This window comes from Leptospira fluminis (genome assembly GCF_004771275.1).
Lineage (GTDB): Bacteria > Spirochaetota > Leptospiria > Leptospirales > Leptospiraceae > Leptospira_B > Leptospira_B fluminis.
This window is the reverse complement of sequence record NZ_RQEV01000012.1, coordinates 30,850-52,449: the sequence shown is the minus strand read 5'-3', so window position 1 is coordinate 52,449 and position 21,600 is coordinate 30,850. Positions and strand designations below refer to the sequence as shown.

The 21,600-nt window shown below is 48.5% G+C and carries 17 protein-coding genes; 9 read left to right on the top strand and 8 right to left on the bottom strand.

From position 1 onward, the window contains the following. Position 1: 1 nt before the first annotated feature. The 3 genes from infB to rimP form a co-directional block, all read right to left on the bottom strand. A complete protein-coding gene (gene infB / locus EHO61_RS12175) occupies positions 2-2,608 on the bottom strand; it encodes a translation initiation factor IF-2 (protein WP_135813866.1) in 2,607 nt (868 codons plus the stop codon). 65 nt (positions 2,609-2,673) lie between these two features. Continuing rightward, positions 2,674-4,044, bottom strand: coding sequence for a transcription termination factor NusA (nusA, locus tag EHO61_RS12170; protein WP_135813865.1), 1,371 nt, complete (start codon positions 4,042-4,044; stop codon positions 2,674-2,676). Between the two features lie 2 nt (positions 4,045-4,046). After that, positions 4,047-4,475, bottom strand: a complete 429-nt coding sequence (gene rimP, locus EHO61_RS12165) for a ribosome maturation factor RimP (protein ID WP_246032142.1) — start codon at positions 4,473-4,475, stop codon at positions 4,047-4,049. A 410-nt stretch (positions 4,476-4,885) separates the two neighbouring features. On the opposite strand from rimP, the gene EHO61_RS12160 reads away from it, so the two are divergent. The 6 genes from EHO61_RS12160 (at position 4,886) to EHO61_RS12135 (ending at position 11,035) form a co-directional block, all read left to right on the top strand. After that, positions 4,886-6,079, top strand: coding sequence for an LIC_12708 family protein (locus tag EHO61_RS12160; RefSeq protein ID WP_246032116.1), 1,194 nt, complete (start codon positions 4,886-4,888; stop codon positions 6,077-6,079). Between the two features lie 6 nt (positions 6,080-6,085). Further along, positions 6,086-7,540: a bifunctional ADP-dependent NAD(P)H-hydrate dehydratase/NAD(P)H-hydrate epimerase gene (locus EHO61_RS12155; protein ID WP_135813863.1), complete on the top strand. Its 1,455-nt coding sequence runs from the start codon at positions 6,086-6,088 to the stop codon at positions 7,538-7,540. Continuing rightward, a complete protein-coding gene (locus EHO61_RS12150; RefSeq protein ID WP_135813862.1) occupies positions 7,533-8,129 on the top strand; it encodes a hypothetical protein in 597 nt (198 codons plus the stop codon). The genes EHO61_RS12155 and EHO61_RS12150 overlap by 8 nt, the downstream gene beginning before the upstream one ends. Positions 8,130-8,451: 322 nt before the next feature. After that, complete coding sequence (locus EHO61_RS12145; protein ID WP_135813861.1) at positions 8,452-9,408, top strand: alpha/beta hydrolase; 957 nt, start codon at positions 8,452-8,454, stop codon at positions 9,406-9,408. 15 nt (positions 9,409-9,423) lie between these two features. Next, positions 9,424-9,780 carry a YciI family protein gene (locus tag EHO61_RS12140; protein ID WP_135813860.1) on the top strand — a complete coding sequence of 119 codons (357 nt, stop codon included), beginning with the start codon at positions 9,424-9,426 and terminating at the stop codon, positions 9,778-9,780. A gap of 31 nt (positions 9,781-9,811) precedes the next feature. Continuing rightward, a complete protein-coding gene (locus EHO61_RS12135) occupies positions 9,812-11,035 on the top strand; it encodes an RNA polymerase sigma factor (protein ID WP_135813859.1) in 1,224 nt (407 codons plus the stop codon). Between the two features lie 4 nt (positions 11,036-11,039). Here the strand turns inward: EHO61_RS12135 and EHO61_RS12130 are convergent, their stop codons facing one another. After that, complete coding sequence (locus EHO61_RS12130; RefSeq protein ID WP_135814208.1) at positions 11,040-12,182, bottom strand: DUF1343 domain-containing protein; 1,143 nt, start codon at positions 12,180-12,182, stop codon at positions 11,040-11,042. 200 nt (positions 12,183-12,382) lie between these two features. Here EHO61_RS12130 and EHO61_RS12125 point away from each other — a divergent pair, with 200 nt between their 5' ends. Beyond that, on the top strand, positions 12,383-14,908 hold the full coding sequence (locus tag EHO61_RS12125; protein ID WP_135813858.1) for a Crp/Fnr family transcriptional regulator: 2,526 nt from the start codon (positions 12,383-12,385) through the stop codon (positions 14,906-14,908). 15 nt (positions 14,909-14,923) lie between these two features. Here EHO61_RS12125 and EHO61_RS12120 read toward each other — a convergent pair whose 3' ends face one another. Beyond that, on the bottom strand, positions 14,924-15,610 hold the full coding sequence (locus tag EHO61_RS12120; RefSeq protein WP_135813857.1) for a hypothetical protein: 687 nt from the start codon (positions 15,608-15,610) through the stop codon (positions 14,924-14,926). A gap of 179 nt (positions 15,611-15,789) precedes the next feature. On the opposite strand from EHO61_RS12120, the gene EHO61_RS12115 reads away from it, so the two are divergent. Together EHO61_RS12115 and EHO61_RS12110 are read left to right on the top strand one after the other, a co-directional pair. Beyond that, entirely contained in the window at positions 15,790-16,278 is a 489-nt protein-coding gene (locus tag EHO61_RS12115) for a hypothetical protein (protein WP_135813856.1), read from the top strand. After that, positions 16,259-16,753, top strand: coding sequence for a hypothetical protein (locus EHO61_RS12110; protein WP_135813855.1), 495 nt, complete (start codon positions 16,259-16,261; stop codon positions 16,751-16,753). The genes EHO61_RS12115 and EHO61_RS12110 overlap by 20 nt, the downstream gene beginning before the upstream one ends. Before the next feature lie 15 nt (positions 16,754-16,768). Here EHO61_RS12110 and EHO61_RS12105 read toward each other — a convergent pair whose 3' ends face one another. From EHO61_RS12105 to EHO61_RS12095, 3 genes are read right to left on the bottom strand one after another with little or no spacing between them, the layout of a single operon-like run. Continuing rightward, positions 16,769-17,239, bottom strand: coding sequence for a tetratricopeptide repeat protein (locus EHO61_RS12105; protein WP_135813854.1), 471 nt, complete (start codon positions 17,237-17,239; stop codon positions 16,769-16,771). A 47-nt stretch (positions 17,240-17,286) separates the two neighbouring features. Further along, positions 17,287-19,200 carry a 1-deoxy-D-xylulose-5-phosphate synthase gene (gene dxs / locus EHO61_RS12100; RefSeq protein ID WP_135813853.1) on the bottom strand — a complete coding sequence of 638 codons (1,914 nt, stop codon included), beginning with the start codon at positions 19,198-19,200 and terminating at the stop codon, positions 17,287-17,289. A gap of 22 nt (positions 19,201-19,222) precedes the next feature. After that, positions 19,223-21,550: an adenylate/guanylate cyclase domain-containing protein gene (locus tag EHO61_RS12095; protein ID WP_135813852.1), complete on the bottom strand. Its 2,328-nt coding sequence runs from the start codon at positions 21,548-21,550 to the stop codon at positions 19,223-19,225. Positions 21,551-21,600 lie beyond the last annotated feature (50 nt).

The following is a 21,600-nucleotide window of genomic DNA, read 5'->3' as shown; positions in this document are numbered from 1 at the left end:
TTCAGTCTAGCTTCCGCTTGATCACCGTTACCGTGTATGCTTCGATCGTATCCCCGACTTTAAAATCATTAAAGCCGTCCACTTGAATACCGCATTCGAAATTGTTCACGACTTCGTTTACCTCGTCCTTGAACCGTCTTAAGGATTTGAGTTTTCCGTCGAATACGATGACTCCGTCGCTGATCACGCGGATTCCGGAAGCTTTCGTAATCTTTCCTGTCGTGACCATACAACCGGCGATATTTCCGATTTTGGAAACCTTGAAGATCTCCCGGATTTCGGCGGTCCCGATGACTTCCTCGATCTTTTCGGGTTCGAGAAGTCCTTCCATGGCCATTTTGATCTCATCTACAACCTGATAAATGATGCTGTAGTATTTGATCTGTACTCCCTCTTTTTCCGCCAAGGCGATGGTCTTCGGATTCGCTCTGACATGGAAACCGACGATGATCGCATTCGAAGCCGAAGCGAGCATCACGTCCATATCCACGATCGCACCGGCACCGGATTGGATGACGTTCAGTTTTACGTCCGGAGTGGAGAGTTTTTCCAAGGCTTCCTTGATCGCTTCCGCAGATCCTCGAACGTCCGCCTTGATGATCACCTTGAGTTCTTTCAAAGCGCCTTGCTTGATGAACTCGTTCATATTTTCCAAAGTCACTTTCGATCCGGCGGCACCGGCGTTTCCGATCCGCTCGAACTCGATTCTGTGTTGGGAAATATTTCTGGCTTCCTTTTCGTCCTCCATCGCATCGAAAGGCGCTCCCGCGTCGGGAACTCCGTCCAAACCGGTCACCTGAACCGGAAAAGCGGGTCCCGCTTCCTTGATGAGATGACCGTAATCGTCGTACATCGCACGAACGCGACCGGAGAACACTCCCGCGACGAAAGGATCTCCGATATGCAAGGTTCCGTTTTGGATCAGAACCGTGGCGACGGCTCCTCTACCCGGATCCAATTTCGCTTCCACGATGGTTCCCTTCGCTCTGCGTTTCGGATTGGCTTTCAAATCCAATACTTCGGCCTGCAAGAGCACAGCGTCCAAGAGTTTGTCGATCCCGATGTTTTCCTTTGCGGAAATCTTGCAATACATCGTGTCTCCGCCCCAATCCTCCGCTTGGAGTCCATGATTGGCCAATTCCTGCATGATTTTATCCGGGTTGGCCGCAGGAAGATCCACTTTGTTGATGGCGACGATGATCGGAACCTTAGCATCCTTAGCGTGGGAAACCGCCTCCAAAGTTTGGGGCATGACTCCGTCGTCGGCCGCAACAACCAGGATTACGATATCCGTTACTTTCGCGCCTCGGGCCCTCATCGAAGTAAAAGCCTCGTGACCCGGAGTATCCAAGAAAGTGATCTCGCCTCTTGCGGTTTTCACCTGATAGGCGCCGATATGCTGGGTGATTCCACCCGATTCCGTATCGATTACGGAAGACTTACGTATCGTATCCAACAACTTCGTCTTACCATGGTCTACGTGTCCCATGATCGTAACGACTGGAGGTCTGTGGATATAATCTTCAGGATTATCTTTTTCCTCTCCGATCAAAGTTTCTTCATAGAGGGAAACGACCTTGACTTTGCATCCGTATTCGTCCGCAAGAATAGAAGCCGTCTCCGCATCGATGATATTGTTGATCGTGACCATCATACCCATTTTCATGAGCTTTCCGATGACGTCTCCGGGTTTCAGGTTCATTTTCTTGGCGAGTTCGCCAACTTGAACATTTTCTAATAAAGTAATTTCCTTAGGAACGGAAACGCCGGTCGGACCGCCTCCCTTCTGCTTGCGAAAGGTTTGCTTAAAGAATTTGGAATTTTCCGTGCCGAAAGACGCTTCCGATCTTCCTGACTTTTCCTTATCTCCGCCGCTGCGTTTTTTATTGGAAGGACCGAGGACTCCCCTGCCTTCTCCTCCGGGAGGACCGGCTACACCTGGTCCGCCGGGACCACCTTGACCGCCTCCGGGACCACGATAACCGCCACCTTGGCCTCCACCTCCGGGACCTCCGCGATAGCCACCACCTTGACCGCCTCCGGGACCGCGATAACCGCCGCCTTGGCCGCCGCCACCGGGACCTCCACGATAGCCACCGCCTTGGCCTCCCTGACCGCCTCCGGGACCGCGATAACCGCCGCCTTGGCCTCCACCACCCTGGTACCCTCCACGGTAGCCGCCGCCAGAAGTATCGGAGGAAGAATCCCGACTATTCGGGCCCGTATAGGTTTGCCTTTGGTTCGGGCGGGAAACGATGATATTATTGTCTTCTTTTTGGAAAGGAGATCTGCCACCGGAATGATCTCCTGCTGGGGAGGAAGAAGTTTTAGACGGAGGAAAATCCTGTCGTTCCTGCCTCGGTTCCGAATGCTGCGACTCCTTCGGAGAAGAAGGTACTTGCTGCTGCCGAGGATGGGAGGTCGCGCCTGAGTTCGGATTTGAGGATTGTCTCTGGTTCACCGGAGATTCGCTTGCGGCTTCTTTTCTAGCCGGGGAAGGAGAAGAAGTCTTTTCTTCCGACTTCTTCTTAATCACCAGTTTCTTCTTCTTGCCGGCGTCACCAGAACCCTGGAGCTTTTCCTTGATTGTCTTATTCTTATCTTCCATATAATTTCCTGGTCTTCTACAGGTGCCCTACGGTTCCTTACAGACTTACGGCAATCGAAAAGAGATCAACTCTCTTCCACCCACTCCACTGATTCGGCCAAAATCTTGAGAATTTGAGTCGCGGTGGTCGGACCGATGCCTGGAAGTTTTGCCAAATCATCCTGGCTGATCTCGATTAACGCCTCTACGTCCTTGATTCCGGCACTCCGCAAGAGCCCGATCAAGCGGGCAGACAGCCCCGGCAAATCCTCCAACGGAGTAGCACCGTCATCTTCCTCCTCTTCCACGGGAGGACTGAACAATTTTTCCAGTCGTTCGCGGGCTTCCGGAGACGAAAACTCCTCGTTGTACTGCGCGATGGTTTTGATGTCGATCCTGTATCCGGTCAGTTGAGAAGCTAGCTTCACATTCGATCCATTGATTCCTATCGCTAAGGAAAGTTGTTCCTCCGGAACGATCACCATGGCTTCTCTTCCTTGGGTATCTACTTTCACGTCGAAAGGCTTGGCGGGAGAAATCGCGTTCGCGATGAATTCCGCAGGGTCATTGGAATATTGGACAATATCGATTCTCTCGTTTCCGAGTTCCCGCACTATGGACTGGATCCGGACTCCTTTCATCCCAACGCATGCACCTACGGGATCGATATCCCCTCGGGTCGCATGAACCACTACCTTGGTGCGAATGGACGGTTGCCTGGCCACGTTCACGATCTCGACAAGCCCGTCGTAGATCTCAGGAATTTCCATTTCAAATAATTTCTTAACAAAATCGGCCGAGGCTCTAGAAAGGGTGATCACGGGGATCGGTTCCCGAGGCCTGAGTTCTACTCTTTGGATGATCGCTTTCAGCCTATCCCCACTATGGTATTTTTCTCCCGGATTCTGCTCTCTTTTGGGCATAATCCCTTCGACTTTCCCCAAGTCTACGGACATGGCGTCCTTTTTCCAGCGCTGGAAATAACCGTGGGTCAACTCCCCTTCTTTCGCCTTGTATTCTTCGTAAAGCAGTTCTTTTTCCATGTCCCGAAGGCGCTGGAAAACCATCTGCTTGGCTTGGCTGGAAATGATCCTGGAAAGCTCCATTGGCTTTTCTTTAAATTCTAATACTTGACCGATTTCCGCATCCGGATGAGAGGATTTGGCGTCGTCGACGGAGATTTCCAAACCGTCTTTGGGAAGAGTATCGACTACCTTGCGCGGAACCACTATGACTACGTTATCCCCGTCGTTATTGGAGTTATTGGAAGCAAATTCCACCTTGATCGGGTTTTCGCTATCATCCAATCCGTCCAGCCCGGACTTCTTTTTGTAGGCCGTAATCAAAGAGTCCCGTATGACTCCCATAACCGCTTCCCGGTCCAGGGACTTATCGGCGCAAAATTGCTGGATCGCCTCCAACAGATTGCCTTCGGATTCTTTCTTCTTTACTGCCATAATCAAATACTTACGTACAAATTTCCTTTCAGTATATCCTTCAATTCCAGGAAGGCTTCCCTTTTTTTCCCGCTTCCTTTTTTACGTTTGGAAAACGGTTCCAAAACCAATCGGTCCCCTTGCCTATCCAGGATTTTAAAGATCCCTTCTTTCTCGCCTCGTTCCCCCTCGACCCGATATACCAGCCGAACAGGAATTCCGCGAAACCGGTCCAAGTCCCCCGGCAATTCCAGCTTTCTTTCCGCACCCGCGGAAGAAACTTTCAAAGTATAGTTCAGATCTGGGGAGATCCGTTCCAACTCTTCATTCAGTTTTCTGGAAACTTGCTCACATTCCAGAAGGCTGACAGAACCGTACGGGTGTTCGAGGTGATCCAACTCTACCTCGATCAGCGTATGGTTGGGCCTTTGGCTAACCATGAGTGCGTACAACTTAACTGGTGCATGCAGGATACTTTCTAGGATCGAATCGATCGTTTCCTTACTGACTGTCAAGTGCCGGCCTTACAGAGAGTCTCTGAACCGCCTCTCCCGCCCTAGGCGGAATGTCTACCACCGAAACCCGGTTTTCTGAAGCCGAATTTCGATTTGTATAACCCAAACTATGGGTTGGTTCCCGATATCCTTTCAAAGTATTTGGGCCAAGCCCTAGTGTAAAGTAAATTTTAGGGGGTACGCTGCGGGAAGCGGAGCGGTTTTCTTCCAACAAAACAGGTCGCGATTGAGAGAGAATCCGGCATTCTGGAATCGAAGTCGGTATTTTCGAATTTCGTTTCGAAAGAATCGTAAAAAAAATCAGAAAAAACAGAATTTCCTTTTTTAATTGGAATCTTGAATAACCTATGCTCCGGCTGTCGGTATTTGACCGCCAGCCCCAAATTATGCTCCAATTTTCCAAAAACAAAAAAAAGAACCGATATTTCCTTTCCTTCCTTTCGATTTCCGTCCTTTTTTGCGCATTCGACTGCTCCAAATTCCGGGTGGACGATTACAATCCTTATCTATACGGAAGGATCAAGCTCGGAAAAGATTTAAAGGAATTGCAAGTGAATATAGTCAATCGGGTTCCTACAAATATTCCGAACCAGATTGCGATCGCCTCCGGATTGATGTATGTTCCCGACTTCGAACAATCCCTGATCAAAGTTTTCAATACGGAAGGAGAACTCAAATTCCTGATCGGCAATGCCAAAGAGAAGGGCGTCGAAAAGTTGAGAATCCACAATGTGAAATTAGGCAGAATCGGCCTCGTCGCAGTATCCTCTAGCGAAGACGTTTTTATTCAATCCAGAATTTCCAAGGAAGACGTAAAGCAGGACAAAGCGCCCGAGAATATATTCACGAAGAAATCAGGAGAGTTTCGGACGGATGCGGAAGAAGCTCTGCCTTCCGTCATATTAAAAATCAACGATTCGGGAAAACTCGTACAGACAATTTATTCGGACGGAGTCGGAGGTTCTGTTCCTTTCGGATACGTGGAGCGGATGGAAACAGGAAAGAACGATCTTCTCTTCGTTTTTCATCGTTCCAACGGAGAAATGCGGCTTTCCGTCTTTGACGAGAACGGAAAGGTGAAACGAAAACTGGATTCGAGCGACTTTAAAGACATGGTCCATTCCGCTTCCGATGGAAGCACTTGGTACATAGACACGATCCTATCTCATTCCGAAGGGGATTATGCGCTCGCTTCCTTCAGTTTTTACGAAGCGAAATCAGGTCGATTTAAGGGAAGAAAGATTTATCGTTACGACTGGGAAACCAAGAGAATCCTCCCTATCAAGGATATCCAAGATCCGTCGGAAACCCTTTATTGGGTTCTAAACGACGATAACTTCTTTGTTTGGGAAACAGAAGCGGAGGAAGGAAATTCGGTGAGACTCCAGGTTCACGACGACGACGGAAACCATGTCAACAATATACGTCTGAATTATCCGCCTCCGAGAGGACTCTGGAGAGAGACTTGGATGGATGCGAACGACGAGATCTACTCCGTCAGAATCCGATCCGGCTTTTTAGAAATCCATAAATGGAAGTAAGAACGGATGAAATGCGAATCCCTATTTACGGACGAGGAAAGCAGGGAGTTGGACAGACTTTCCGTCTCGGAGAGAGGGACCGCTTCCAGACTCCTCATGGGTTTTGCGGCAATTTCGATCTTTCAAACCTGGAAAAGTAAATTCGAAAAAGCCGGGTCGGCCCTCCTACTTTGCGGCTCCGGAAACAACGGCGGGGACGGCTTTGCCCTTGCCCACTTTTTATCCGCGGAAGGAATCCCTTGCAGAGTATATTATAAAAACGGCAACCTTTCCGAGGAAACCTCTTTTTATAAGGAACTCTGCTCCGGCTCCGGGGCGAAATTATTTCCTATAGAGGAGTTTCGAGCCGAAACTTGGAATCGGAAAGAAGTGGTGGTGGACGCTCTTTTAGGCACGGGTTTTCATCCTCCTCTTTCCGAAGAAATCGCAAGAATCGTAGAAGAAATCCGAAAGTTAAAATCGGACGCCTCCTCGGAATGTTTCGTACTCAGCATGGACACTGTTTCCGGATTTTACCCGGGAAGTCCCGAACCATTTCCCTCCGATGCGTTAGCCGAAATAGGAGTGCCTAAATTAACCAATCTATTTCTGGGCGCTCCCGCGAGAGAAAAGACCTTTCATCCGATCGGTTTTCTACGAAAGGAATTCCCGACGAAGCAGAAAGTATTGGTCCGAGCGAGTAAGAAGGAACTTAGGAAACGAACCGAACGAAAAAAGGATTCCCACAAATACTCCAACGGTTCGGCCGTTTTTTTGGGAGGCTCGGAAGGGATGGCGGGAGCGATCCTCTCCTCCGTCTTAACGTTCCATGAAGCGGGAGGCGGAATTTCCCTGATCCGAACCCCTTCCTCCGTTACGCTTCAAAAAGTTTTAAAAAAGGATTCTTCCCTAATGGTAAAATCCTTTTCCGCTCGAGAGAATCCGTTTCTCGGAGGCTTTGCCGGAAAAGCCAAAGTGTTCGCTCTGGGTCCGGGACTTTCCCTCGAAGATTGCCCGACGCATCCACTTCCGGAAAAAATTCCCGTAATTTTGGATGCGGGAGCGATCCTGCCTTATTCCGGTACCAGATTGGGCCCGAACATATTATTCACTCCCCATTTAGGAGAATGGTCTAAAGTCGTCGGAAGAGCCTGTTCTCATGTCTTGGAAGGACAGAAGGAAGCGGCACAATGGGCAAGAGAAAGAAATTGCCACGTACTTTTAAAAAGCGACGTTTCCGTACTATGCACTCCGGAAGGAGATTCGTATTTTTGGCCCCATCGAGACGAGAGGTTGGCGGTGATGGGAACCGGAGATCTGCTCGTCGGAATGCTTGCATTCTTCCTGTCTAGAGGGCATGATATACCGGAAGCGGTTAGACTTTCCTTAAGCCTATTCGCTTCCGCTGCGGAAGTCTCGGAAGGACATCCGACTGCCGGCAGAATTCGAAAAAATATCCGTAAGGTACTTTTCCATGGCTAAAGGATATCACTCCCGCTCTCCGGAAGAATTCCGGGAATTTTTGAAGCAGGTCCAAAAAAAAGGAAAAGAAAGATCGAGGACGAAATTCATTTTATTCCTGGATCTGATCCTGCTTTTATTCATTTTTGCGGTGGTTGCCAGACTGATCAACCCGCTCGCCTTTACGGGCAGAAAGGAATCCAAGCCGACACAGGATTCGGAGATCCGCATTCTCGTCTCCGCGGACCGAGAAGGCGGAAAGGAAGTCCCCGTTTTTTTCCTTTTTATGACCAATTCTTCCGGAAAAGAAATCCGATATCCGGATCGGCAGACCGAATTTATCGGCAAAATTTCCACGAGTTCCGGACTTTCCTGCCTGGAAGAGGAGTGGAAAATTCCCGAGAAAACGATCCTACCGGGAAAGACGGAATTCTTTCGATACGAAGCGGATGAAGCATCCGTTCGGAATCTGCCGCCGGATTGCAAAATCCCAAAATCGAACTTTTGGACGAATATTACGAAAAACTTCTTAAAGGCGAAAGAGCGGGACTTTGAACTCCAGATTCGAAGGAAGGAAGAGACTCTGCGTCTGAGGATTGAGAAGGTTTAGGTTCCCCACCCTACTCTGGGTGGGGGCCGGTGTGGTGGTACCTGCATTCGCTCGCCACGCCGATTGCCTATCACGGATTTTCTATTTAGTAAAGCGATTTTCGGAATTCTTTCTTGTTGGAGCTCCTGCAAATAAAATTCCCGATTCGGATCGATTCGCCCTTTCTTTTTTCCAAAAATTTTCTCCTTTTTGTCCAGTTTCTCCGCCTCCGGTGGATATACGGGAAAACCCTCGGAGAAAGGCCGCGCACATCTGTGCTCCTTCTTCGAACTAGGAGTAACAATATGAAAAATTTACGGTTCTCTTCCAAGGATAAACGGTCATGAAGTTCCGCTTGGTTTGGATCTCCGTCCTCGTTCTATCCCTTATTTGCATAGGTATACTTGCTTCGGTTTGGTCGGCTAGTAGCGAATTGCTTTTTCCGGTTTGGAGGAACGCTTCTAAAAATTGGTCCGTTTGCGATCCGGAAACGGAAAAACATTGGGGGAAAGGTTGCGGAAATCTTCTTCAGACTCGGGAGTTCCGATTCGAGGAAGGTACGTTTCCTTCCTTAAACGGATACGAACTCCCCGGTTGGTTCGTTCGAACCGCGGAAAACGGAGGGGGGAAACCGCAAGGAGTAATTCTATTCGTTCACGGAGGCGGCTCGGATCGAAGAGAAATGACCCGATACGTTCGCTTTTTCCTCGACTTGAATCTCGACGTCCTGTCGGTGGATTTAAGTTGTCACGGACAGGCCCCTTGCGTTATGCCCGGATTGACTTATGGCGAAAGGGAATCGAGAGACGTAATTTCAATCTATCTCTATCTTTCCCGCAAATATTCCAAAGTATATGCGCTCGGATCTTCCGTGGGAGCTTCCTCCATATTAACCGCAATACCGGAGATGCCCGAACTCTCCGGAGTGATTGCGGAAAATCCGATGTTCGATTTTAGACGTCTGATCTTGGAAACTTCCTCCGCTCCCAAATTCATTCCGGAATGGTTTAAAAAATTTCTGTTGGAAGTCTCTATGGTTCGAGGCAAATTCGACGGAATCTCCAGCCCCGCGAATTCCTTACGCATGCCGGGAAAAATTCCCGTTTTCTTTATTCACAGCAAGGAGGATAAAATAGTGCCTTACCGTCACACGGAAGAATTGGCGACCCTATACAAAGGGCCGAAGACGGTTTGGCTCTTGGAAAAGGGAGAACATGGATCCGTCTGGGAAAAGAATCCTAACGAGTACCGAAACCGAGTCCGCAATTTTCTGCAAAGAAAAAGTCCGTCCGGAAATTGATCGAGGAGAACGAAAATGGAAGAATATTTGATATTGATGCGATTGGATTTGCTCACCAAGGAAGCTCAGCCTTCCCCGGAACAGATGCAGGTTTATATGAAGCAATACCAAGATTGGGTCGGAGGCATCGCGGCTCAGAACAAATTCAGAGGCGGGACCGGTCTTTCCAAAGAAGGAAAGGTGGTAAAGTCGGGAGGGATCGTAATCGACGGCCCGTTCGTGGAAATCAAGGAATCTTTGGCCGGCTTTATCGTAATTTCCGCGGAAAATCTGGAAACAGCATTAGAAATCGCTAAAAAATGTCCCATTTTAAACGGGGAAGGAAATAGTGTGGAAGTCAGGGAGATTTCGGCGGCGCACGACCCGAGTTGAACCTTTTCTCCGGATATTCTTTGAGGATGCCATGAACGAATACGAGCTCATCCCTCACCTATTCAGGACGGAATATCGTAAAATCATCTCCGTGCTATGCAAGCGCTTCGGTTTCAGCGAAATCGAAATTGCTGAGGACATAGCCGGAGATACGTTTGCGGCAGCCTCGGAAATCTGGAAAATCAGGGGAGTTCCTCCGAATCCGACGGCTTGGCTCTATTCGGTGGCAAAAAACAAAGCAAGAACTCATCTTCGCAGGAACTCCATCTACGGAAACAAGGTCCTTCCGAATATGGTCGATAGGATTTCGGATTCTGGAGAAGAAATCGATCTGTCTCCGCAAAACATCAACGATAGCCAACTTCAAATGATGTTCGCGATCTGCCATCCGACGATCCCTCCGGCGGCACAAGTGGGACTTTCCCTTCGAATCCTCTGCGGATTCGGAATCGAAGAGATCGCGAATGCGTTTTTAACGAACAAAGAAACGATACAAAAAAGATTATTTCGAGCAAAGGAAAAGCTTAGAGCGGAGAAAGTACCGATAGAATTTCCGACGGAATCCGAAATCGAGGAAAGATTGGACTTGGTCCTCGCGACGATCTATCTGCTATTCAACGAAGGCTATTACTCCTCGAGCGCGGAAAGAACAGTACAAAAGGAACTTTGTTTCGAAGCGCTTCGCCTTTGCAGTATTCTGGCGGAGAACAAAATCACGGACAAACCTAAAGTATATGCGCTACTTTCCCTCATGTGCTTTCATTCCTCCAGACTCGAAGCCAGAACGAACCGGGACGGAGAACTAGTCCTATACGAGGATCAGGATCCTTCCCTTTGGAACTCGGATTGGATCCGAAAAGGAATTCATTTTCTGCATCGCGCTTCGTCGGGTTCCGGGATTTCGAAATATCATCTCGAAGCGGGAATCGCCTACTGGCACACTTTGAAATCGGATAGTTCCGAAAAATGGGAAAACGTATTGCAGCTGTACAATCGTCTTCTCCAAATCGAATATTCCCCCATGGCGGCACTAAATCGTACTTACGCTCTTTCCAAAGCGAGAGGAAAAAAGGAAGCGATAGAAGAAGCCGAAAAATTGGACTTAAAAGAAAATCGCTATTATCATATTCTGTTAGGCGAACTTTATTCAAGTATGGACTCGGAGAAGGCCAAACTGAATCTTCAAAAAGCGATTTCGCTCGGCGGAACGGAAATCGAAAAATCGAATCTGCTAAAAAAATTGGAACAACTTTAGTTCCCTATTTACGATACGCCTTGGTTTCCTTTCTCCAGAGGCTTTCCTTTTCGGAAAGATATTCCTCCGCCTCCAAATAGGAGCGCTTCCCGTCCAGGTAACCTAGTAAAAAATCGTCTCCGACCAGAAGTTCTATCGCGGAAAGATCGGAACGGAATTCGTAAGGCCCTTTCAGATACGAAAAATCGACTGGATAAAATTCCCTCAGAGTACGTAATAGATGTAGCCCGAACAAGAGGCTATGAAATTCGGAAGGCTTCTCCAGCAATATCTGAAATCCTCCGCATACTTTTCCGGCGTGTTTATGGAAGGTTGGAATCATTCGGAGCGGCCTTAAACGAAAGACCCCTTTCTGAGGTTCTTCCAACGTTTTGCGCAATCGTTCGTCCGAATCGTTCAAATACGGAGCTCCGAAAGTTTCGAAAGGACGAGTCGTTCCTCTCCCTTCCGAAAGATTCGTACCTTCCAATAGACATAGCCCAGCATATACGAAGCACGTCGTAAACGAGGGAATATTCGGAGAGGGAGGAACCCAAAGAAACGGATCGTAACTTTTGCTGTACATCTTTCCGAAAGAGTAAAACTCGAAATCCAACCCGAACGTATCCTTATAAAATTCCAAAAGTCCGGCTGCGGTCAATCCATGCCTATGCGGCACGCCGGGAATCCCGACGAAGGACGAATACTTTTCCTCTAACGGACTCCCTTCCACCTTACTCCCCGCCGGATTGGGCGAGTCGAATACCACGACCTTGATCCGATGTCCACCTTCGCGGTTTTTTCGATCCACGGTTTGCAAGAGATAGAGTGCTGAGGTTAAAAAGGTATAGTATCTTGCGCCTACATCCCGGATATCGATTAGGATCGTATCCAACCCGTCCAAAGATTCCGGAGAAGGGACCAGACTTTCTTCGGCGTCTCCGTACAGGTTTAAGATCTGAGTGTCCCCTAGATTGTAGGAAAGGGAAGATCCGGAGACTTGGTCCTGCAATTCCGCAAACAGTCCGTGCTCAGGCAAAAATAATTTTTTTAGTCCGTATTTCGCCTTGATCGTTCGGAAATGATAGTCGTGTTCCCATCCGTATGCGCTTTGATTCGTCAACATTCCGATCTTAGATCCGGATAAGAGCGCGTCCAATTTCTTCATGTCGCTTAGGAGCATTCGGGGAGGTACGAAATCAGTCAAGCAGTAGAGGGCTTCCCTTCGGATCCGAAGAATCCGTTTTGGAGGAGACAAAATTCAGGATCCGGCAAGGATCAGGGGATTTTAGATCCGATCCTAGAAAAAGAGTTTCCCGTATCGGTGAAGGATTGTTTTCTTCTTAATTTGCTCTCTTTTACGAACTTATGGCCATAGATACAAGTGTTCCGAATCAAAAAGTAACCGTCCCCGCCGGCAGCATCCTTTTTCCGGAAGGCAGTCCGGTAAACTCTCTGAACGTTTTACATAGCGGAGGATTGAGGTACGTCGCCGAGGGTCCGAAAGGGAGAAAATTGGAGCTCTTCAAACTCTCCGGTGCGAATTTGACTCCCGGAGCCTCCGCCTTATTTTCAGGAGGAAGGTATCCGTATTCCATCTTCGCGGAACAGGAATGCGTCTTATCCACGTATGTTATGTCTCCGTCAACGGTGTCCAAATCTCTGGCTGCACGCCCTTCCCTAGGAATCATGGTGGGTCGCTCTCTCCTGCGCGAAATCACGGAACTTTTCAAGAGAACGAACCAACTCCGCAAGATCTCATCCGATCTGGCAAAAACGAACGATAATCTTTCCTTATTGTATTACCAATTCAATCCTGCGGTTTTTCCGGATATCAAACCGGGGCAACCGATTGCAGAGCCGGGCGCGGATATCGTGGATCCTATCCTGAGATTGTCGCGGGAGAATCTGAAGAATTATTTCGAAAATGGAGGAATCCTACCGGAACGACCCACCGCGACCTATTTGGACGAGGAGCACTCCCAACAATTGTTGAAATACTACCCGGAAGAGTTGGAGTTCCAGGACCAGGAATTCAATTTTCTGCGGAAACTGATCCTGGCCGATCCGAATCTCTTGGCCCAATTATTCGCTCCCGATCCGAGCATGGTTTCTTATGTCTGCGAAAAATTAGGCAAAGTACAAAGCGAACTCACGGAAAACGGAAAGGGAATCCTGGAAGAATTGGAGGAAGCGCTCCGTTTTTTGATCGGCGGAGAAGAGAGTCTCACCGAAAAATTCTACCTCATCCTGGACATGACCGCGAACGGATACGCGTCGTCTTCTCCCGAATTCGTCGTGCCCGTATTACAGGCGATCTCCCAAAAAATAGAGAAGGCATTAGCGGGACACCAGGCATTATTCGGATCGCCCATGCCGGCTCCCTCTCCGAATATCAAATCCTTCCTGGAAAAAACGGCGGGCCTGGCCAAGAAGTACGAAGGGAGTTCCGCCGCCGCTTCGTCGAACGGTTCCATCGGAGTCGACAGCTCCGCCGATGCGGCCGCGATCCGGAAGGAACTTCAGAATTCCGCCTCCATGATCATACAGTATTCCGGCTTAGGCGGGGAAGCGGTTAAGGAATTCTCCGCCTTAATGGTGAAGTTGAAATCCTTAAAGAACCCCTTGGAATCCGACAACGATACCAGAAAGCTCCGTAGATTGATCACTAAGATTTATTTCGATATTTATGCCGGATGTTTTCAGAAATACCTCAACTCCAATAAGAACGTTCCTAAGCCGGTGGATCTTATGTTGAAGTACGGCTTCTTTGACGAAACCTTATTGGACGATTCACAGTTGGTCTTCATGTCCACCTTCAAGGACGCGATCTCGCCTCCATCGGCCATTCCTATCCATTACGGACAGGAATGGCTGGAAAGGATCTATAGGCGCGAAGCCCCGACTTCGTTGGACGAATTAGGACAGAACTTTTTCGATAAGGTGAAAATGGACAATAGGAACGCGAGTTTCAAAAAGGAGTCCGATCTTCCCCCGGATATAGACAATCCGGAAGCGCGTCTAAAATTCGAATTCGCCGCAATGTACGAATCCAACGTGAGACTCACGACGGGATCTCTTGCGACGTATCTCCCCATTTTGACCAAATACCATTCCCAAATCCCCCTAGGAAAAGCGTACGTCTCCAAAAAGATGCTTACGGACGCGATCAACGAGATCGTGGGAGTCGATTTTTCCGTCTTTAGCAGGGAAGTGATCTACAATAACCCGGAACTGGGAATCAATAAGGAATTCGTGCAAAGATCCATCATCCCGGATTTCATCATCGTTCCCTCGATCGGAAGCAAAGTCATGATGTGGCAAGAATTGTCGGTCCACAGAGGTTCCGGGTCCAAAGAGAGTCGCGGACGCATCGTTCTCCCCATCTTCGTCCAGGGAGATTTAAAGTCCCTTCTCATCGACGCTTTTGCGGCCTTCCGCTGGGAACTCTGCAAGACGATCTTGGGTCCCGAGTGGAATAACGTCGGGAACCCGTCCATTACGGCGGACTATATGGACTACGTTCAATTTTATAAAAAGAACAAAGACCTTTCCATCGAAGTAAAAGAGAAGTTGGCCGCGGAATTCAAACGATTCAGGAACGAAAGGGATATTTTCGCGAACGACTATCAGCTTTGGATCAAGTACGAATCGGAAAGCGTGCAACGTTTAAATCGCGTCGTCAGAGGAATCTTTTATCGGCATATCCCGTTTGCCAGGCCGATCCGGGAAAAAGTCGCCAAGATGCCCGCATTCAGCGAGATCAACAACCGGTTCATCAATATACGGACCAGAAAGTTCACGGAATTGGAAAACCGTTATAAGAAATACATCAACGCGATCGGCTCTCTGCCCGATCCCTTACGCGAAAATTTGGAATTCTACCGGGTATAATCGAAAGAGGACGTTTTACACGTCCTCTAAAAGATAAGGGCGAGTGTATTCCCTCACGATCTCTACCACGAATCTACCCCAGGATTTAGGATCCTCCGGGGATATTTCGATCTGTCTTATTTTGGAAAAATAAGGATTGGGTTTAAAGGCGGTGTGGGTAAGTTCCATCGCTCGCAAATAATTATCCACTCTCTTCACTCTGACAAAATTCAGGAGTTCCGCTTGGACCTTATCCGCCGGAATGTATCCGATGATGATCAATCTCGGAAACAGGGATTTTTTCAAAAGATTGATAAAGTCCCCGAAACTGTCCACCCGATCGATGAACCCTTCGTAGGCACCTCCGCCCAGGTTCATAATCTGGGTCACTATGTCCATGGTAAAGGAAACACCCTCCGCGGAAGTCATATCCGAGATGATGACAATCCCTTCGTCGGGTTGGAAGGTTTTGAATTCCACCGAACCTTTAAAATGACGACGCAGTAACTTTGCCGTTGAAATATCTATCTCGGCGGCCTTAGGTACGAGGATTTTTCCCGTGGAGTCCGCAATCGGTTCCCGGGTAATGAGGTATCTTTTTTTGGCGGCGTTTTGGTTCATCACGCGAAACGCCTTCACTTTCTCCTCAAGTTCATCCAGGTTGCAATACCCGATTTTGAGGACGTTTTCTCTAGCACGCTTTTTTAATTCAATATCTTCCATACGAATTGTCTGGCAAGACCGGCCGTGAGGAACCAGAATACGGATGCTTCCGAATTCAGCGATAATTTACCGGTCGTTCGTGGACAGTATACTAAAAAAAACGATCCTGAAAAGCCTAGTTTTTGGTCTCTCCAAAAAGGCTTGTCCTCCACGGGGCGCTTTTCTGAATGGAAACAAGAATGAAACCGTCGGAAAAAAGGAAAAGGGAACATTCCGAAATGCCGACGTTAGTTCGGTTCGCGTTATTCTTGCTCTTAATCGGTGGCCTTTCCTCCTGCCAGTCCGTCGAGTTCGTTCCGGACGTCGCATATCGCGAAGATTTGATCCGGACCCACAAACAATCCTGGAAAGAGATAGAAATCTTAAAGCAGGCTCCTCGGAATAAAAGTTACGAGGTGTTCGGTCGCATTCTACTCCGGAATTTCGGAGACGGAAAAGTGGAAAAATACTATATCGACAAGATCAAAAAGGAACTATTCGAAAGGGGAATGGACGGAATGTTTTATTCCGGAAAAGGCCTGGTTCCGGTTCCCGCCACGGTTTTCATGAGCGGAACCTCCGCCGGATATTCCACAAACGTAGTGGAACTCCCTCAGTCCGCGAAAGTATTGGAAGGTATCGCGTTTCGGTACAAGGAATCCGACAGGGATGGCAAAACGTCTAGATAGCGAGATCAAAGTCGTTTCCAACGGGGATTGGATCTTCCGAGGAATGAAAATAGAGCACCGGGAAGTTCTGGCGTATTTCCGAAAAAACCTTAAGGAAGCGCCCGACGGTGTGTACATCGACAACCGATACGGGGATCTATCCGAAAACGGTTATCTACTTTTGGAAGGCTATCCTCTGAATCTGATCCGAGTGGGAGAAGAAAACGGCGAACTCCTCTTTTTAAGCGACGCGGGAGAAGAATGGAAACTCTCCGAATTGGATCTGATAGCGGATCGGGAGGGAACTCTCATCGCGAAAAGAAAGGGAAACAAGCTCTTAAAATACAGGATCGCGAGAAACGTGGCCGCCGATCTCTCCCGTTTTTTAGAGGAGACCGACAAGGGTCTCGTGTTGCGTACGAAAACGGCCACGATCCGATTGCCCGAGACGGAAGAAGGCCCGGAAGTCCCTCTTCCACCGGAGTTCAGAAGTTAAAGATCTCGGGGAGTCTTAAATTCCGGTATTCAATTCTTCTCGAAGGCGTTTCGCTTCCTCGAAATCGGGTTTTATTACGATAGCCTTATGAAGGTATTGAAGCGATCTCTCAGGCCTATTCCAGATTTTGTACAAGGTCGCAAGGTTAAAGAGAGAAATATGTGGAGCGTCGTTCAACGTGCAACGCAATGATTTCTTTAACCAATAAACGGATTCCCGTTCCCTGCCCATTCTGAGCAAAAGGATACCGATCTCGTTGCAAGGATTTCCGTATTCCGAATTGATTTCCACCGACCGGTAAAAGTAATACAATCCTCTCTGCCAGTTGGTTCTTTGATTTTCGATCAAACCTAAAAAGAAATAGGCTTCGTGATCTTCCTTATGCTCTAAAAATGATTTTAACAGGAATTCGGACCGATCAATGTCCCCGGCTTTGTAAAAGAATTTTGCGGCTTCAAGCTTATCTTCAGGCGTCAGGTTTTCCAATTATCTACCCGTTTTTTCTTTTATTTTCGGCCGCCTGACTCGGGAGCTTAATTGCGTTTTCCGGGGACGGGCTCTTTCCCGACGATCTGAAGCAAACTGCGGGCAATTCCGTTTCCGTCCAATCCGTATTGCAATAAGATCTCCTTTCTTTCTCCATGATGGATCGGCTCGGAGGGAAAACCGAAAGCTTTTATGAATCGTCCTAGGTATTCCGGAGAAATCCGATTCAGCAAGTACCCGGACGCTCCTCCATCCACGTAACTTTCATCCAAGATCGCAAAATGACCTACTTTGGATAATTCTTCGTCCAGCGCTTCTTTTCCCAAAGGTCTCAGCCAAACTAAGTCGATGAGGGTGACGGATAACCCTTCTCCTTCCAAAATTGCCGCGGCTTTTTTGGCCTCCTCCAAAATGGAGCCGATGGATACCAAGGCGATATCCGTTCCACGCCGCAGCACCCGAAACGTTCCGGGCTTCAAATCCGTGGAAGAGGAAAAATTCAGATCGGAAGTCGCCACGCTCGCTTTCGGAAATCGGATCGCGATCGGCGACTTGTCGTAGGTTTCCATAAACCGCAGGGAATCCACGAGATCCTGGCCGGAAGACGGCACGAATACGTCCATATTCGGCAAGGAAAGCAGATAGGAGAGATCGAAAAGTCCTTGGTGAGTTTCGCCGTCGGGTCCCACGCAACCGGCGCGGTCGATTACGAACCGGACCGGAAGGTTCATCAAGGAAACGTCCTCGACGAGTTGGTCCATAGCCCTGGTTAAAAACGTGGAATAAATGCACATATACGGAACGATATTCCCGTTCGTCATCGCTCCGGCAAAAGCGACGGAGTGTTGCTCCGCAATCCCTACGTCGAATACATGGTCCGGAAATTTGTTCACATATTCCCCTAAGCCGGATCCCTCGATCATGGCGGGGGTGATCGCCGCGATTCTCGGATTCTTTTCGGTAAGTTGCGTAAGAACTTTTCCGACGATCTTCGAATAGGAAATCTTGGAATCGTCCCCGGATTCCATCGCGCCGTCTTCCTTTCGGAAAGGGGTTACGCCGTGGTATTTGATCGGATCCTTTTCCGCAGGGACGTAGCCTTTTCCTTTTTGAGTGATCACGTGAAATAGAATGGGGCCCTTCATGCTTTTGATCTTTTTAAGCATACCCACAAGACGAATGACGTCGTGGCCGTCCTCCGGACCGATATAAACGAATCCTAAATCCTCGAACAGTCCTCCGGGAGTAAATACGTCCTTGAAGCCTTTTTCCACGCGCCTAAAGAAACTTTCCATCGCGGGTCCCACGATGGGCAGCCACTTTAGAAAAGTATAAAATATTCTTTTCCAGTTCAGATAAAAATGCGAACTGATGATATTGTTCAGATAATTCGAAATGGAACCTACGTTCTTGGAGATGGACATGTAGTTATCGTTCAAAACGACGATCAGGTCCTTTTTCAGATGCCCTGCGTGGTTCATGGCTTCGAGCGCCATTCCGGTCGCGATGGAAGCGTCCCCGATGATACCTACCACGTTATAGGATTTTCCGGTAAGATCCCGAGCAACGGCTTCACCCAAAGCTTGGGAGATGGAAGTTCCCGCGTGACCGGTATTATACAGATCGTAAATCGATTCCTCTCTTTTCGGGAATCCGGAAAGTCCTTTGAATTTACGGACCGTGGAAAGCTTCTCCTTCCTGCCGGTAAGGATCTTATGAGGGTATGTTTGGTGGCCCACGTCCCAGATCAACCGGTCGGTGGGAGTGTCGAATACGTAATGCAACGCGACGGTCAACTCCACGACGCCAAGATTGCTCGCAAAGTGACCGCCTACTCCGGACAAAGTGTCTATGATGTAATTTCTAATCTCGGCACAAAGTCGAGGCAACTCCTCCGGAGATAGTTTTCTAAGGTCCGCGGGAATACGGATACCTTCGAGATTGGATTGTTCTTGTTGCATGAATTCCGTCGTTTAACGGTCATCAGGACTGCTCCGCTGCGGAAAGGGGTCTGCGTAACAACTTGAGATCCTCTTCGTTCACCAAATCGATCAGTTCGTAGATCCGTACAGGTTTCGTTTTTCCCTTAACCTTTACCAAATCCAGCTCCCTGGCGATTACACGGTCCTTGACCTTTTCGTATGTATATTCTGAGATGATGATATTGGTCGCGTATTCCTTGTTGGACCCTTCCAGGCGCGAACCTAGATTGATCGTATCTCCCATGCAAGTATAGTCCATACGGTGGGAACTCCCCATATTTCCTACGACCGCAGGCCCGGAATTCAATCCGATCCCTATATCCATCACGGGAAGATCCCGGCTTTTCCACTCTTCCTTCAAGACCGCCAACCTACGCATCTGAGCGATAGAAGCGGCACAAGCGTAGTACGCGTGGTCCTCTAAAGGAACCGGAGCCCCCCAGAATGCCATAATCGCATCACCCATGTATTTATCAATCGTTCCCTTGAATTCGATAATGATCTCCGTCATTTCGGACAAATACTGGTTCAAGAATTGAACAAGCTCTTCCGGACCCATCTTTTCGGACATAGTGGTGAATCCGCGGATATCGGAGAAGAAGATGGTGATGTCCCGTTTCGAACCGCCCAAATTCAGATTATCCGGATTTTTTAGGAGTTCGTCCACCACATCTTTGGAAACGAATTTGGAGAAGGTGCTCCGGATGTATTTTACGTTCTGCTCTTCCGTCAGGATCTTATATCCTATGATCCCGACGAAAATGAACAACTGCTCCAAGATCACCGAAGGGAAAATATGAACGATATTGAATTCGGTAAAATTCACGAGAGCGATGACACTATAGACCAACGCCAAGGCGATGATAAACAAAAATCCCCACGAGGTCCTGAGCCTCGGAAGCACTAGCCCGACCAACAAAGCCATTCCGAAATAGATCAGGAAACTTCCCCATTCGGGAATCTCCAGTAAGAAATCCTGATTCAGGATGGTATTGATCGCATGGGCGTGGTGTTCGATCCCGGACATATCTCCGAACGGAGACAAGTGGGTATCTTTTGCGGCCCCTCTTCCGGTCGCATAGTACATCGCGACTAGGAATATATTGTTCTCCACCTGCGCAGCGGCCTCTTCGTCCCACATTTGCACCACTTCGAAAAGCTCCGTGTTTCGGAAGGAGAACAAGCCGCCCGCGAAATTGATTTCCATCTGACCGTATGCGTCGATCGGAATCGTCACTTCCCGCGAGGCATTCGGCTTTGCCATGATGTCATTCGTTTCCCTCTTCATCGTCTTAAAGTCGAAGTTTGTGATGGTTTTTTGCGGGATGTTCTTGATCTTAACGTATTTTCCCATCACGACTTCCGTATCTTTCTGAACGTCGACACCGTAGTATTTACAGGCGATGATCAGGTCGATGGAAGGGTAATATTCCGTCTCCTTAAAAGGACCGGAATTGACCAATTTCGCCACCAAGGGCATACGTCGGTTCAAGCCGCTTTCATCTTTCTTAATATTCGCAAACCCTAAACCGGTGGATCTGGATCCGACCGGCTCGATGGGAGGCTGGGGAAATTTCAGCCAGGGTTGTCCGATATCGTCCGGGTCGGTGACGTTCTGTAATTTGAATTTGCTTAGGACCTCGATCCTCTTTTCCAAATTGATGATCGCTTCCTTGGATTCCAGACTGGTTTCCATAGGATAGTCGAACATCACCCTGGGGTTCCCGTCCAGAGCCTTGGCCATTTCCTCCGTCTGTCCCGGCTTGTAGTCGACGAAGAAAATATCGAACATCAGCAAGTTGGAGGTCTTCTTGAACTTATCTATAATATTCGCGTAATTCTTCCAGGGAAGAGGCCAGACCCCTTCCAATTTCTCCAAAGTATTGGTCGTGATCCCTATGATTTGGATGTCGCGACGAGCTCCGGGAGGGGGTTGGTATTTTATGTATTCGATCGTACCCGCATCGGATTCCTTCTCGCTTTTCGTAATTCCTCCTCTCGCAAGATTGAATCTCCAGGAAACGGAGGATTCCTCCAAATCCGCGAACGGGGTAAACACCACGTAAAGGTCGAATACTAAGAACGAAACGATGATCGCCAGCCAGAGACTTCCGACGGCTTGTTTATTTTTAACGATTTTTTCCAGAAACTTATAAAAGAAATAAGCGGAGGAAAACAGAAGGGCTGCTCCCCCGAGAAGCACATTGAGCGCAAAAGGGGAATTCGATAGGAAGGCGTAATATAGATGGGCCAGAATCCCGATCGCCGTCAAGGATCCGAATACCAGATCCAAAACCGACGGTTTAAAGGGGGACTTAGATTCGCTCATTCTTTCCTCCGAGTGGAAACTGGAAGGATTTTGACCTCGGATCCTGATTC